Source organism: Luteimonas sp. S4-F44, from assembly GCF_022637415.1.
Classification (GTDB): Bacteria; Pseudomonadota; Gammaproteobacteria; order Xanthomonadales; family Xanthomonadaceae; genus Luteimonas.
Window position 1 is genome coordinate 1,911,429 of the sequence record NZ_CP093340.1, and the last position, 13,348, is coordinate 1,924,776.

12 protein-coding genes are annotated in these 13,348 nt (G+C 67.3%); 7 read left to right on the top strand and 5 right to left on the bottom strand.

The genetic code is table 11. The features are described from left to right. Positions 1-16 precede the first annotated feature (16 nt). Complete coding sequence (gene rlmN / locus MNO14_RS08710; RefSeq protein ID WP_241946304.1) at positions 17-1,204, bottom strand: 23S rRNA (adenine(2503)-C(2))-methyltransferase RlmN; 1,188 nt, start codon at positions 1,202-1,204, stop codon at positions 17-19. Further along, a complete protein-coding gene (ndk, locus tag MNO14_RS08715) occupies positions 1,201-1,626 on the bottom strand; it encodes a nucleoside-diphosphate kinase (protein WP_183427068.1) in 426 nt (141 codons plus the stop codon). Before ndk ends, rlmN begins: the two co-directional genes overlap by 4 nt. A gap of 229 nt (positions 1,627-1,855) precedes the next feature. Between ndk and MNO14_RS08720 the strand changes: the two genes are divergently transcribed. From MNO14_RS08720 to MNO14_RS08730, 3 genes are all read left to right on the top strand, one after another. Further along, on the top strand, positions 1,856-2,476 hold the full coding sequence (locus tag MNO14_RS08720) for a TetR/AcrR family transcriptional regulator (RefSeq protein WP_241943384.1): 621 nt from the start codon (positions 1,856-1,858) through the stop codon (positions 2,474-2,476). Between the two features lie 49 nt (positions 2,477-2,525). Further along, on the top strand, positions 2,526-4,898 hold the full coding sequence (locus MNO14_RS08725) for a 3-hydroxyacyl-CoA dehydrogenase/enoyl-CoA hydratase family protein (protein WP_241943385.1): 2,373 nt from the start codon (positions 2,526-2,528) through the stop codon (positions 4,896-4,898). A 76-nt stretch (positions 4,899-4,974) separates the two neighbouring features. Continuing rightward, complete coding sequence (locus MNO14_RS08730) at positions 4,975-6,180, top strand: acetyl-CoA C-acyltransferase (RefSeq protein ID WP_241943386.1); 1,206 nt, start codon at positions 4,975-4,977, stop codon at positions 6,178-6,180. Between the two features lie 143 nt (positions 6,181-6,323). On the opposite strand, the gene MNO14_RS08735 is transcribed toward MNO14_RS08730, so the two are convergent. Next, a complete protein-coding gene (locus MNO14_RS08735; protein ID WP_241943387.1) occupies positions 6,324-7,001 on the bottom strand; it encodes an OmpA family protein in 678 nt (225 codons plus the stop codon). A gap of 169 nt (positions 7,002-7,170) precedes the next feature. Beyond that, positions 7,171-8,586 carry a deoxyribodipyrimidine photo-lyase gene (locus MNO14_RS08740; RefSeq protein ID WP_241943388.1) on the bottom strand — a complete coding sequence of 472 codons (1,416 nt, stop codon included), beginning with the start codon at positions 8,584-8,586 and terminating at the stop codon, positions 7,171-7,173. Positions 8,587-8,730: 144 nt separating this feature from the next. On the opposite strand from MNO14_RS08740, the gene MNO14_RS08745 reads away from it, so the two are divergent. Both MNO14_RS08745 and MNO14_RS08750 read left to right on the top strand, forming a co-directional pair. Beyond that, complete coding sequence (locus MNO14_RS08745) at positions 8,731-9,171, top strand: SufE family protein (RefSeq protein WP_241943389.1); 441 nt, start codon at positions 8,731-8,733, stop codon at positions 9,169-9,171. Positions 9,172-9,173: 2 nt separating this feature from the next. Next, entirely contained in the window at positions 9,174-10,418 is a 1,245-nt protein-coding gene (locus tag MNO14_RS08750) for an MFS transporter (RefSeq protein ID WP_241943390.1), read from the top strand. A 104-nt stretch (positions 10,419-10,522) separates the two neighbouring features. Here MNO14_RS08750 and dksA read toward each other — a convergent pair whose 3' ends face one another. After that, entirely contained in the window at positions 10,523-11,578 is a 1,056-nt protein-coding gene (gene dksA, locus MNO14_RS08755; protein WP_241943391.1) for an RNA polymerase-binding protein DksA, read from the bottom strand. A gap of 111 nt (positions 11,579-11,689) precedes the next feature. Here dksA and yidD point away from each other — a divergent pair, with 111 nt between their 5' ends. Together yidD and MNO14_RS08765 are read left to right on the top strand one after the other, a co-directional pair. Beyond that, positions 11,690-11,926: a membrane protein insertion efficiency factor YidD gene (gene yidD, locus MNO14_RS08760; RefSeq protein WP_183427079.1), complete on the top strand. Its 237-nt coding sequence runs from the start codon at positions 11,690-11,692 to the stop codon at positions 11,924-11,926. After that, complete coding sequence (locus MNO14_RS08765) at positions 11,923-13,275, top strand: dihydroorotase (RefSeq protein WP_241943392.1); 1,353 nt, start codon at positions 11,923-11,925, stop codon at positions 13,273-13,275. Before yidD ends, MNO14_RS08765 begins: the two co-directional genes overlap by 4 nt. The last annotated feature ends 73 nt before the right edge of the window (positions 13,276-13,348 follow it).

The following is a 13,348-nucleotide window of genomic DNA, read 5'->3' on the forward strand; positions in this document are numbered from 1 at the left end:
CACCAGGACGACGGCCTCAGGCCACCGCATCGGCACCGTCGCCACCCTCGGCGCGCAGCCGCTTGAGGTGTTCGGCCTGGCGCCGTGTGCGGTCGGCGACCTGCCCCTTGAGCTGGCCGCAAGCCGCGTCGATGTCGTCGCCGCGGGTGCGGCGGACCGGCGCAATGCGTCCCGATTCGTTGAGCAGCTTCTGGAACCGCCGGATCGCGGCGTCGTCCGGTCGCTGGTAACGGGTGCCCGGGAACGGGTTGAACGGGATCAGGTTGACCTTCGCCGCGTCCTTCATCTGCAGGCGATTGTCGAAATCGCGCATCAGCCGCACCAGTTCACGCGCATGCTGGGGCTGGTCGTTGACGTCACGCATCAGCGTGTACTCGAACGTCACCGACTCGCCGCGCTTGCGCTGGGCGTAGCGCACGCACGATTCCATCAGTTCGGCGATCGGGTACTTCTTGTTCAGCGGCACCAACTCGCTGCGCAGCGTGTCGTTGGGCGCATGCAGCGAGACCGCCAGCGACACGTCGCTGACTTCGCCGAGTTTGTCGATCATCGGCACCATGCCGGCGGTCGACAGGGTGACGCGCTTGTTGGCCAGGCCATAGCCCAGGTCGTCGCGCATGATGCTCATCGCGCGCACGACGTTGTCGAAATTCATCAGCGGCTCGCCCATGCCCATCATGACCACGTTGGTCAGGCGGCGCTGCTTGTGCGGCACATTGCCCAGGTGGCGGGCCGCGACCCAGACCTGGCCGATGATCTCGGCGGTCGACAGGTTGCGGTTGAAGCCCTGGGTCGCGGTGGAACAGAACTGGCAGTTGAGCGCGCAGCCCACCTGCGAGGACACGCACAGCGTGCCGCGCCCCTTGTCGGGGATGTAGACCGTCTCGATCGCGTTCAGGCCGTCCATCGCCAGCAGCCACTTATGGGTGCCGTCGGTCGAGGGCTTTTCGAACTGGATCTGCGGCACACGGACTTCGGCGTGCGCCTCGAGCTTGGCGCGCAGCCCCTTGCCCAGGTCGGTCATCTCGTTGAAATCGGTGACGTAGCGGTGGTGGATCCACTTCATCACCTGATGGGCACGGAAGCGCTTTTCGCCGAGGATCTCGGCGAAAAAGCGCTCCAGTCCCTCGCGATCGAGGTCGAGCAGGTTCTGCTTGGCGACAGCAACGTCGATGGCAACCCCGGTCACGATGGCATCACTCAGCGCGAGACGACTTCGTCGTTCTTGAAGAAGTACGCGATCTCGGTCTGCGCGTTCTCGACCGAATCCGAGCCGTGGGCGGCGTTGGCGTCGATCGAATCGGCGAAGTCGGCGCGGATCGTGCCCGGCGCGGCGTCCTTCGGGTTGGTGGCACCCAGCAGCTCGCGGTGCAGTGCCACGGCGTTCTCGCCTTCCAGGGCCTGGATCATCACCGGGCCGGAAGTCATGAATTCGACCAGCGCGTTGAAGAACGGACGCTCGCGGTGGATCGCGTAGAAGCCCTCGGCCTCCTCGCGGGTCAGCTGCTTGTACTTGGCGGCCACGATCTTCAGGCCCGCCTTCTCGAAACGGCTGTAGATCTCACCGATGACGTTCTTGGCAACGGCATCGGGCTTGACGATGGACAGGGTGCGCTCGAGCGCCATCTGTGAATTCTCCGGACAATGGGGACGACCATCCCGGCGGGCTGGTCGAAGTTAGCATGGAAAAACCCGCGTCTGGGCGCGGGTTTAGCCGATACGGCTGCAGTGATTCTACTGCATTGCGGGCCAGGCCGCAGCGCGCCTGTCCGATGCGCAATCCAAGACGCGGTCATTGACGCGTCGGGCCGGCGCGCTCTAGCATCAAACAAGCGTTTGATTCAGCGGAGAGCGAATGAGCGGTACGCGGCAGTTTTCCACCAAGGACAAGATCCTGGGCGCAGCCGAGGAGCTGTTTGCGGCCAATGGATTTGCCGGCACGTCGCTGCGGCAGGTCACCAGCCGCGCCGACGTCAACATCGCCGCGGTCAACTACCACTTCGGCAGCAAGGAGAACCTCGTCAACGAGGTCTTCCGCCGGCGCATGGACCAGATGAGCGCGCAGCGCCTGGCCCAACTGCGCCGGGCGCTGGCCGAGCAGCCTGGGCAGATCGAGCCGATCATCGCCGCCTTCGTCGATCCGGCGCTGGATATGGCGATCGGCCGCAATGGCAGCGGCGGGTTCGTGCGGGTGATCGCACGCGCCTATGTCGAGAAGAACGACGCGTTGCGCAAGTTCCTGTCCGAGCAGTACGGCCACGTGCCGCGGGAATTCGCCTCGGCCCTGGCCGCCTGCTTGCCGGGACTGGGCAAGGCCGAGCTGTACGGCCGGCTGGATTTCCTGGCCGGTGCGCTGACCTATGCGATGGCCGATTTCGGCCTGATCAAGCGGCCGCACGGCACCACCGAAGCCGAACACCGCACCCGGATCGCCGGCGAACTGATCCGCTTCTCCGCCGCCGGCTTCCGCGCCTGACCCCACGCCGGGCTCGACCCGGCCCTTATCGATCAAAGGGATGGAGCAAATGTCCGAGAAACTGCTTGTACGTCGCGCCGCGGTCCTGGGCGCCGGAGTCATGGGAGCGCAGATCGCCGCCCACCTGACCAACGCTGGCATCGACACGGTGCTGTTCGACCTGCCGGCCAAGGACGGCGACCCGGACGGCATCGTCCGCAAGGCGCTGGCCAATCTGGGCAAGCTCAGCCCTGCCCCGCTGGCCTCGCGCGCGCTGGCCGAGGCGATCGTGCCGGCGAACTACGAAACCGGCCTGGCGCTGCTGGAAAGCTGCGACCTGATCATCGAGGCAATCGCCGAGCGGATGGACTGGAAGCAGGATCTGTACCGCAAGATCGCTCCGCATGTGCCGGCGCATACGGTGCTCGCCAGCAATACATCTGGATTGGGAATCAACAAGTTGGCGGAAGTTCTTCCAGAAGAACTTCGCCATCGTTTCTGCGGTGTCCACTTCTTCAACCCGCCGCGCTACATGCATCTGGCCGAGTTGATCCCGGCCAAAACCACCGACAAGGCGGTGCTCGAGGGGCTGGAAACCTTCCTGACCACCCAGCTCGGCAAGGGCGTGGTCTACGCCAAGGACACGCCGAACTTCATCGGCAACCGGATCGGCGTGTTCTCGATCCTGTCGACGATTCACCACACCCAGGAATCCGGCCTCGGCTTCGACGAGGTCGACGCGCTGACCGGTCCCCTGCTCGGCCGGCCGAAGTCGGCGACCTACCGCACCTCGGACGTGGTCGGGCTCGACACCATGGCCCACGTCATCAAGACGATGGCCGACACCTTGCCCGACGACCCGTGGCACGACTACTTCGCCACGCCCAAGTGGCTGTCGGCGTTGATCGACAAAGGCGCGCTCGGCCAGAAGACCGGGGCCGGCATCTTCCGCAAGGCCGGCAAGGACATCACCGTCCTCGACCTGGCGGCGCAGGACTACCGCCCGGCCGACCGCAAGGCCGCTGACGAGGTCGTGGAGATCCTCAAGACCCGAGACCCGGCCGAGCGCATGGTCAAACTGCGCGCCAGCGAGCACCCGCAGGCGCAGTTCGTCTGGGCGATCCTGCGCGATCTGTTCCATTACAGCGCCGTGCACCTGGAGGACATCGCCCAGACCGCGCGCGATGTGGACCTGGCGATCCGCTGGGGCTACGGCTGGCAGCAAGGGCCGTTCGAACTGTGGCAGGCGGCGGGCTGGAAGCAGGTCGCCGACTGGATCGCCGAGGACATCGTCGCCGGCAAGACCATGAGCAGCGCGCCGCTGCCCGACTGGGTGTTCGATGGCCGCGAGGGCGTGCACGCCGCCGAGGGCAGCTACAGCCCGGCCCAGAACGCGAAGCTGCCGCGCTCGGCGCTGCCGGTCTACCGCCGCCAGCGTTTCCCTGATCCGCTGCTCGGCGAGCGCTTCGACCAGGGCGAGACCCGCTTCGAGAACGAGGGCATCCGGCTGTGGAGCGATGGCGACGACATCGGCGTGATCAGCTTCAAGACCAAGATGCACACCGTCTCCGACCAGGTGCTCGACGGCATCCAGGAGGCGATCGGCATCGCCGAACAGGACTTCAAGGGCCTGGTGATCTGGCAGCCGAAGGAGCCGTTCTCCGCCGGCGCCGACCTCGCCGGTGCGCTGGGCCTGCTGCAGGCCGGCAAGGTTGATGCGTTCGAGGCGATGGTCGCCAACTTCCAGGCGACCAGCCAGCGCATCAAGTACGCACTGGTGCCGGTGGTCTCGGCGGTGCGCGGCTTGGCGCTGGGCGGCGGCTGCGAGTTCCAGATGCACAGCGCGCGCACGGTCGCGCACCTGGAGAGCTACATCGGCCTGGTCGAGGCCGGTGTCGGCCTGCTCCCGGCCGGCGGCGGCCTGAAGGAACTGGCGGTGCGCGCGTCGCAAGCGGCCGGTCCCGGTGGGGACGTGTTCGCCGAGCTCAAGAAGACCTTCGAGACCATCGCGATGGCCAAGGTCTCGACCTCGGCCGTCCACGCCAAGGAACTGGGCCTGCTGCGCGCCGACGACGTGGTGACCTTCAATGCGTTCGAACTGCTGCACGTCGCCCGCCAGCAGGCCAGCGCGCTGGCCGAGTCGGGCTATCGCCCGCCCCTGCCCGCGCGCGCGATCCGCGTTGCCGGCGATGTCGGCATCGCGACCTTCAAGATGCTGCTGGTCAACATGCTCGAAGGCCGCTTCGTGAGCCCGTATGACTACGAGATCGCCGAGCGGATCGCGACCGTGCTGTGCGGCGGCGATGTCGACCGCAACGCGCTCGTCAACGAGGACTGGCTGATCCGCCTGGAGCGCCAGCACTTCGTCGAGCTGGCGCAGCAGGAGAAGACCCAGGCCCGCATCGCGCACATGCTCAAGACCGGCAAGCCGCTCAGGAACTGAGGTTCGTGCCTGGCCCGTGCGTCGGGCCGCGCCGTGTCCCCGTCCCGAACCTCGACATCGCATTCCGGAGTTTTCAATGACCAAGCAAATCCAGGACGCCTACATCGTCGCTGCCACCCGTACCCCGGTCGGCAAGGCGCCCAAGGGCGTGTTCCGCAACACCCGTCCCGACGACATGCTCGCGCACGTGCTCAAGGCCGTCGTGGCGCAGGCGCCGGGCATCGATCCGGGCCGCATCGACGATGCGATCATCGGCTGCGCGATGCCCGAAGGCGAGCAAGGCATGAACGTGGCGCGCATCGGCGTGCTGCTGGCCGGCCTGCCCGATACCGTCGCCGCGCAGACCGTCAACCGTTTCTGCTCGTCGGGCCTGCAGGCCGTCGCGCTGGCCGCCAACGAGATCCGGCTGGGCAACGCCGACCTGATGCTCGCCGGCGGCACCGAGAGCATGAGCATGGTGCCGATGATGGGCAACAAGGTCGCGCTGTCGCCGTCGGTGTTCAAGGACGATCACGTCGCCATCGCCTACGGCATGGGCATCACCGCCGAGAAGGTTGCCGAGGAATGGAAGGTCTCGCGCGAGGACCAGGACGCGTTCGCGCTGGCCTCGCACCAGAAGGCGATCGCCGCGATCCAGGCCGGCGAGTTCAAGGACGAGATCAGCCCCTACGAGATCCTGTCCCATCAGCCTGACCTCGCCGGCAACACCGTGCAGTTGAAGAAGCGGCTGGTGGATACCGACGAAGGGCCGCGCCCGGACTCCTCGATCGAGGGGCTCGCCAAGCTCAAGCCGGTGTTCCGCAACGGCCAGTTCGGGGGGTCGGTGACCGCCGGCAACAGTTCGCAGATGAGCGACGGCGCGGCCGGCATCCTGCTCGCGTCCGAGCGCGCGGTGAACGACTACGGCTTCAAGCCGCTGGCACGCTTCGTCAGCTTTGCCGTCGCTGGCGTGCGGCCCGAGGTCATGGGCATCGGGCCGATCGCGGCGATTCCCAAGGCGCTGGCGCAGGCCGGGCTGACGCTCGACGACATCGACTGGATCGAGCTCAACGAGGCGTTCGCGGCGCAGGCGCTGGCGGTGATCCGAGACAGCAAGCTGGATCCGGACAAGGTCAACCCGCTGGGTGGCGCGATCGCGCTGGGCCATCCGCTGGGCGCGACGGGCGCGATCCGCACCGCCACGATCGTGCACGGCATGCGTCGCCGCAAGAAGCGCTATGGCCTGGTGACGATGTGCATCGGCACCGGTATGGGCGCAGCAGGCGTGATCGAGGCGCTGTAACGCTTGATGGCATGCGCCGCGGTCTACGATTCATGAGGCCGCGGCTGCAGGGTAAATGCCGATCGCCGCGGCAAGCATGCAGATCGAAGACAAAAAAAGCCCCGGCATTGCCGGGGCTTTTCTCTGGCCAAGATCGCGTGCGATCAGCCCTGCAGCGGCACCACGCGGACTTCGACGCGGCGGTTGGCCGCACGGCCCTGTTCGGTGCTGTTGTCGGCGATCGGGCGGGTCTTGCCGAAGCCGACGATCTCGAAGCGCTGACGCAGCAGGCCCTGGCCGATCAGGTAGTTGCCCACCGCATTGGCGCGCTGCTCCGACAACCGCTGGTTGACCGCATCGCTGCCGACGCTGTCGGTGTGGCCCGAGATCTCGACGATGGTCTTGTCGTACTCGGCCAGCGTGCGCGCGACGTTATTGAGCGCGGGATAGAACTGGGCCTTGAGGTCGGCCTTGCCGAAGTCGAAGGTCACGCCATCAGGCAGGTTGAGCTTGATGACGTCGCCTTCGCGATCGACCTGGATGCCGGTGCCCTGGGTCTGGCGGCGCAGCTCAGCTTCCTGCCGGTCCTGGTAGGCACCGATCGCACCACCAGCGAGGCCACCGACGCCGGCACCGACCAGCGCGCGCTGGCGACGTTCGGTCGCGTCCGACCCGCTGAGCAGACCGGCGACGGCACCGATACCGGCACCGATCAGGGCGTTGTTACGGGTGCGGTTCGGATCGTCGGGCGCGTTGGTCTGGCCGGTGTAGCTGGCGCAGCTGCTCAGCAACAGGATGCCTGCGATGGCGGTGGTCAGGCCTGCGGTGCTCAGTTTGCGCATGTCTTGGATCTCCCTTGGGTCAGGACGCGAATGTCCGCGAATGATGGTGGCGGCAGCGAAAGTAGCCGTTGCTTGATGCAAATAGGGTGACGGTTGCGGCGGCATCCAAGACCTGTTCAGCTTCGGGCGCCCAACGGCCGCGGGTGCACAGTGCCGAACGGCCAGCCGCTCAACGCGATGCGCGATAGGCGGCAAGCGCCGCCTCCCGGCCTGCGTCCAGGTCCACCATCGGCCTGCGCGGATAGTCCGGCGCCAGGGCCGCCAGGCGATCGGGCTCGGTCCACGGCGCGAACAACAGTGGCACTGGCAGGTCTGCCAGTTCAGGCAGCCAGCGCCGGATGTAGCGGCCGTCCGGATCGAAGCGCTGCGCCTGGGTGACCGGATTGAAGATCCGGAAGTACGGCGAAGCATCGGCGCCGGTGCCGCCGATCCATTGCCAGCCGAGCGTATTGTTGGCCAGGTCCGCATCCACCAGCGTGTCCCAGAACCAACGCGCGCCATCGCGCCAATGGACGCGCATGTGTTTACACAGCCAACTGCCCACGATCAGCCGCACGCGGTTGTGCATCCAGCCGGTGTGCCAGAGCTCGCGCATGCCGGCATCGACAATCGGTACGCCGGTCCGGCCCCGCTGCCAGGCCGCGAGACGAGCGGCATTAGGCCGCGCCCAGCGGAAGCGCGCGAAGCGGGGATTGAGGTCGCGGTCGATGCTCTCGGGGACGTGGTGCAGCAGGTGGTGGGCGAACTCGCGCCAACCAAGCTGCCGGAGGTAGGCGTCGATCTGCGGCGTGGTCGTGGCGCGACGTTCGGCCTCCAGCGCGGCGACGATCCGCCACGGAGCGATCTCGCCGAAGTGCAGATGCGGCGACAAGCGCGAGGTCCCGATCTGGTCGGGGCGATCGCGGCCACTGGCATAGTCGCGCAGTGCACCGTCGACGAAGACCTCCAGCGCTTCGCGTGCACCGTCCTCGCCCGGCGTCCACGACGACCAGAAACCGGCCGACCAGTCGGGCGCGGGCGCGAGCTTCAGATCGGCGAGCGCGACGCCGTTCGGCCCGGCCTCGGCCGCCGGCAACAACGGCGGCGGCGACCACGTCTCCCGCGTGCGCCAGGTCGACACGGCCTTGCGCCAGAACGGCGTGAACACCTTGTAGGGGCCGCCCTGTCCGGTCTGCAGCGCCCACGGTTCGAACAGCAGCGCGCCGTCATGGCTCTCGGCACGCACCCCGTCGCCGCGCAAGGTCCGTTTGATCCGGGCATCACGTTGCTCGATCGCCGGCTCGTAGCGACGGTTCCAGAACACCGCCTCCGCGTCGCAGGTCTCCACCAGCGTGCGCAGGGTCGGCAGCGTCGGCCCGTGGAACAGCCGCAAGCGCGCGCCGTGCCGGCGCAAGGCCTGGTCCAGGGCAGCCAAGGCGCGATGGCGCCAGGCGTTGGAGGCTGCGCCCGGCGCCCAATCGCCTTCCTCGTCGGGAGCGTGGATATAGACGCACACCGGCGCCAGGCCGGCCTGGAGTGCGGCATGTAGCGCAGGATTGTCATCGAGCCGAAGGTCGTTGCGGAACCAGACGATCGCGTTCGCCATGCGCTCCTCCTCGCGCGTCGGCGGCAAGCCTAGCCGACCGCGATGATGGCGGTGAGAAGGCCGCCACATCCCCTTCGCGCGCTTTTGCTTCACACTATTGCGTTCTGGCTCGCCTGCGACGCCGCCCGTTTCCCGACTGCCCCTGTGACCGATTCGCCCTTCCCGCTCGAAGCCTCGCCCGAACAGGCGCAGCGCGCCATTGCCGACGAATTCGCCTTCTTCAGCGACTGGTCGGAACGCTACCAGTACCTGATCGATCTGGGCCGCAAACTGCCGCCGTTCCCCGACAGCGCCAAGACCGAAGCCAACCGTTTGCATGGCTGCCAGTCGATGGTGTGGATCGTGGCCTCGGGCGATGCGGATCGGCTGGACTTCGCCGCGGCCAGCGATTCGGCGATCGTCTCGGGCCTGATCTACCTGGCCTTGCGCGTGTACTCGGGCCGCAGCGCACGCGACATCGTGGACACCGACGCCAGTTACGTCGGCGACATCGGCCTGTCCAAGCACCTCTCGCCCACCCGCAGCAACGGACTGGCCGCCCTGCTCGCCTTCATTCGCGATCGCGCCCAGTCCGCATTGGCGTGAGCGTGTCCGACGACAAACCTGCCGCCGACAGCCGGGCTGCGCCGCTGCGCAATCCGGGGTTTCGTGCATTGCTGGGCTATCGCATCCTGACGATCCTGTCCTATCAGATCGTCGCGGTCACCGTCGGTTGGCAGATCTACGCCGCGACCCAGAACCCGTGGATGCTCGGCCTGGTGGGGCTGGCCGAGGTGCTGCCCTATTTCTGCGTGGCCCCATTTGCCGGCTACCTGGTCGATCACCTGCCCCGGCGCAAGCTCGGCATGGCGGCCGCGGCAGGCCTGGCGATCACGCCGGTACTGCTCGCCCTGCTGTCGCTCGACGGGCTGGGCAGCAACGTCTGGCTGATCTACCTGCCGATCATGCTGACCGGCATGGTGCGGGCCTTCCTGGGGCCGGTCTACAACGCGTTGTTCGCGCGCGTACTGCCGCGCGACCAGTTCGCGCGTGGCGCCAGTCTGGGTAGCATCGCCTTCCAGAGCGCGGTGGTGGTGGGCCCGGCGATCGGCGGATTCGTGGTCGGCTGGGCCGGCGAAGCCATCGCCTATGCACTGGCCTCGGTGCTGGCGCTGGGCGTGATCGTGTTCCTGGCGCGGATGCAGGTCACCGAACCCCCGCGCATGCTGCAACGCGCCCCGATCTTCGCCAGCATCGCCGAGGGCGCCCGCTTTGTGTTCGGCCACCAGATCCTGCTCGGCGCTCTGGCTCTGGACATGTTCGCGGTGCTGTTCGGCGGTGCGATCTCGCTGGCGCCGGCCTTCATCCACGACATCCTGGACTGGGGCCCCGAGGGCCTGGGCATCCTGCGCGGCGCGCCGGCACTGGGCTCGGTGGCGATGGGCATCTGGCTGGCCCGCCATCCGGTCCAGCGCAACGCCGGCCGCTTCCTGCTGCTCGCCGTCGGCGGCTTCGGCCTGTGCATGATCGGTTTCGGCCTGTCCACCGCGTTCTGGTTGTCGGCGTTCTTCCTGCTGCTGTCGGGCATGTGCGACGGCGTGTCGGTGGTGATGCGCTCGACGATCATGCAGTTGGCGACGCCCGATCATATGCGCGGCCGGGTCTCGTCGATCAACGGCCTGTTCGTCGGCTCGTCCAACGAGATCGGCGCGTTCTACATGGGCTCGATGGCGCGCCTGCTCGGTCTGGTGCCGGCGGTCGTGCTCGGCGGCTTCATGACGATGGGCGTGGTCGCGACGACGGCCTGGAAGGCGCCGCGCTTGCGCCGCCTGGATCTACGCGAACTGCAGTGAACGCGAAACTGTGACGGGCGACCAATCGAGATCACGCGGATTCGCCCATAGAAAAAGCCGGTCGAATCGACCGGCTTTTTCTGAGGGCGATCGACGAAGAACCGTCAATCCCCCATCTGCTTCTGCAGATGCTCCCAACGCTCCTGCTCGTCGATCGTACGCTCGGCGGTCAGGCGCGCCTCGAGACGGTCAAGACCGATCTCCTCGCCCGAGTCCACGCTGTAGCCGTACTCGCCCGAGTCGACACGCTTGAGCGTGCTGTCGATCTTGCCGATCAGCTTGCGGTAGCGATCGCGCGTGCGAAGCTCGAGCGAGTTCTCGGTCTCCCGCGTCGCACGTTCCGCCTCGTCGCCGACATCGCGGACTTCGTCCTTGAGGTTCTCGATCGTCTGCTTGGATTCCTCGACCAGGTCCGCGCGCCACTGCAGCAGGCGCTGGCGGAAATACTCGAGTTGCAACGGACTCATGTACTCCTCGTCGGCGGAGGGCTTGTAACCCGCCGGGAGGATGGGACGACCTGTCTCTTCATCGGTCTTGTACTGCACGACCTTCACCTTCGTTCTGGGCGCCGGCTCCGGCTGGCGCGCCACGACCGCGACGGCGACCTTGCCGACCGGACGCGGACGTGTTGTGGGAGTGGAAGCCGCCACCGGCTTGGGTGCGGCGGTTTTCGCCGGTGCCGGTGCCGCCTTCGCGGACGCGGACTCCGGTTTGGCGACCGGCTTGTCGATGACCGACTTCGCCGGTGCCGCCTTCTTGGCGACGGACTTGGCAGCCGCCACCGGAGCGGCGGTCCTGGCGTTCGTCGCCGGCTTCGGCGCCCCGGTCTTCTTGACCGGAGCGGCCTTGGCGATCTTTTTGGCGGGCGCCTTCGTCGGCGCCGCCTTCTTGGCAGGCGCCTTGGCAGCCGGCGTCTTCTTGGTCGCCGACTTGGCGGCCGGCGTCTTCTTCTTGGCCGCCGCCTTCTTGACCGGGGCCTTCTTGACCACGGGCTTCTTAGCGACGGCCTTCTTGGTCACGGGCGCAGACTTGGCCGCCTTTTTGACGGCCGCGGCCTTCTTCGCGGGCGCAGACTTCTTCGTCGCAACCTTGGCGGGCGCCTTGGCTGCGGGCTTGACGGCCTTCTTGACGGCCTTTTTTACGGGTTTCTTGGCTGCCACGAGCTGCGATCCTTGTCATTCCCTTGGACGGGGAAGCGGGCTGTTATACCCTGCAAACCCTGCAGCGGCAACCGAACCGGCCGCCGCATTCATTGCCTCTGCCGACTTGCCGTGATCGAGCGTCTTCTCATTGCCCTGTTGCAGGGCTACAAGCGGTTCGTCAGTCCGTTGCTCGGCCAGCGCTGTCGCTTCCATCCCAGCTGCTCGCAGTACGCCATGATCGCCATCGCCCGGTTCGGCGCATGGCGCGGCGGCTGGCTGGCGTTGCGCCGGCTCTCACGCTGCCACCCCCTCCACCCCGGCGGGCACGATCCGGTGCCGATGCCCGAAATGGACCCCAAGCCATGACCCAGACCCTGATCCGCAACGCCCGCCTGGTCAATGAGGGCCGCATCGTCGAGGGCGATCTGCGTATCGGCGCCGACGGGCGCATCGCCGCGATCGGCGGCGACCTGTCCGTCCGCGAGGGCGATCGCGTGGTCGACGCCGCCGGGCGCTGGCTGCTGCCGGGCATGATCGACGACCAGGTGCATTTCCGCGAGCCGGGCCTGGAGCACAAGGCCGACATCGCCAGCGAATCGGCCGCGGCGGTCGCCGGCGGTCTGACCAGCTTCATGGACATGCCCAACACCAGCCCGCCGACCTTGAATGCGGCCGCGCTGCAGGACAAGTACGACCGCGCCGCCGGCCGTGCACGCGCGAACTACGGCTTCTACATGGGCGCGAGCAACGACAACCTCGACCACGTGCGGCGGATCGATCCGCTGACCACGCCGGGCGTCAAGGTGTTCATGGGGGCCTCGACCGGCAACATGCTGGTCGACGATCCCGACACCCTTGACGGCATCTTCCGCGAGACGCCGGTGCCGATCATCACGCATTGCGAGGACACGCCCACGATCGACGCGATCCAGCGCGATTACGTGGCGAAGTACGGTGACGACATCCCGGCGCAGTGCCACCCCGACATCCGCTCGCGCGAGGCCTGCATCAAGTCGACGCGGCTGGCGTTGGCGCTGGCACGTCGCCACGACACCCGGCTGCATGTACTGCACATCTCCACCGCCGAGGAACTGGCGCTGTTCGAGGCCGGCCCACTGGTGGACGCGGATGGGCGCCTGCGCAAGCGCATCACCGCCGAGACCTGCATCCACTTCCTGCGCTTCGACCGCGCCGACTATGCGCGGCTGGGGCATCTGATCAAATGCAATCCGGCGATCAAGGACGCCTCCGACCGCAGCGCGCTGCTGGCGGCGCTGGCCGACGACGTCATCGATGTGCTCGCCACCGACCACGCGCCGCACACGCTGGCCGAGAAGCACAACCCCTACACCCGTGCACCGAGCGGGCTGCCACTGGTGCAGTTCGCGCTGGTGGCCGCGCTCGAATGCGTCCACGAGGGGCATTTCGACATCACCCGCGTGGTGCAGAAGTTCGCGCACGCACCGGCGCAGTTGTTCGACGTCGCCGAGCGCGGCTTCCTGCGCGAAGGCTATTTCGCCGATCTGGTGCTGGTGGAGGACACGCCGTTCACCGTGCAGCGCGAGCAGGTGTTGTCCAAATGCGGTTGGTCGCCGTTCGAGGGTACGACGTTCCGTTCGCAGATCGCCTCGACCTGGGTCAATGGCCAACTGGCCTGGGACGGCACGCATCTGGTGGGCGATCCCGCCGGCCAGCGCCTGGCCTTCGCGCGCTGAGCGCACGGGGCCCAGGCCACCACAGCTTCATGCACGCCCGCCTATCCTGCCCGCCCCTTCCGCTGCACTGCGC

What these genes read in the sequence shown, in the direction of transcription:
- MNO14_RS08765 (WP_241943392.1), top strand. Translation starts at nt 11,923, where the DNA reads ATGACCCAGACCCTGATCCGCAACGCCCGCCTGGTCAATGAGGGCCGC.
- ndk (WP_183427068.1), bottom strand. Translation starts at nt 1,626, where the DNA reads ATGGCGCTCGAGCGCACCCTGTCCATCGTCAAGCCCGATGCCGTTGCC.
- MNO14_RS08740 (WP_241943388.1), bottom strand. Translation starts at nt 8,586, where the DNA reads ATGGCGAACGCGATCGTCTGGTTCCGCAACGACCTTCGGCTCGATGAC.
- MNO14_RS08725 (WP_241943385.1), top strand. Translation starts at nt 2,526, where the DNA reads ATGTCCGAGAAACTGCTTGTACGTCGCGCCGCGGTCCTGGGCGCCGGA.
- MNO14_RS08720 (WP_241943384.1), top strand. Translation starts at nt 1,856, where the DNA reads ATGAGCGGTACGCGGCAGTTTTCCACCAAGGACAAGATCCTGGGCGCA.
- MNO14_RS08730 (WP_241943386.1), top strand. Translation starts at nt 4,975, where the DNA reads ATGACCAAGCAAATCCAGGACGCCTACATCGTCGCTGCCACCCGTACC.
- MNO14_RS08735 (WP_241943387.1), bottom strand. Translation starts at nt 7,001, where the DNA reads ATGCGCAAACTGAGCACCGCAGGCCTGACCACCGCCATCGCAGGCATC.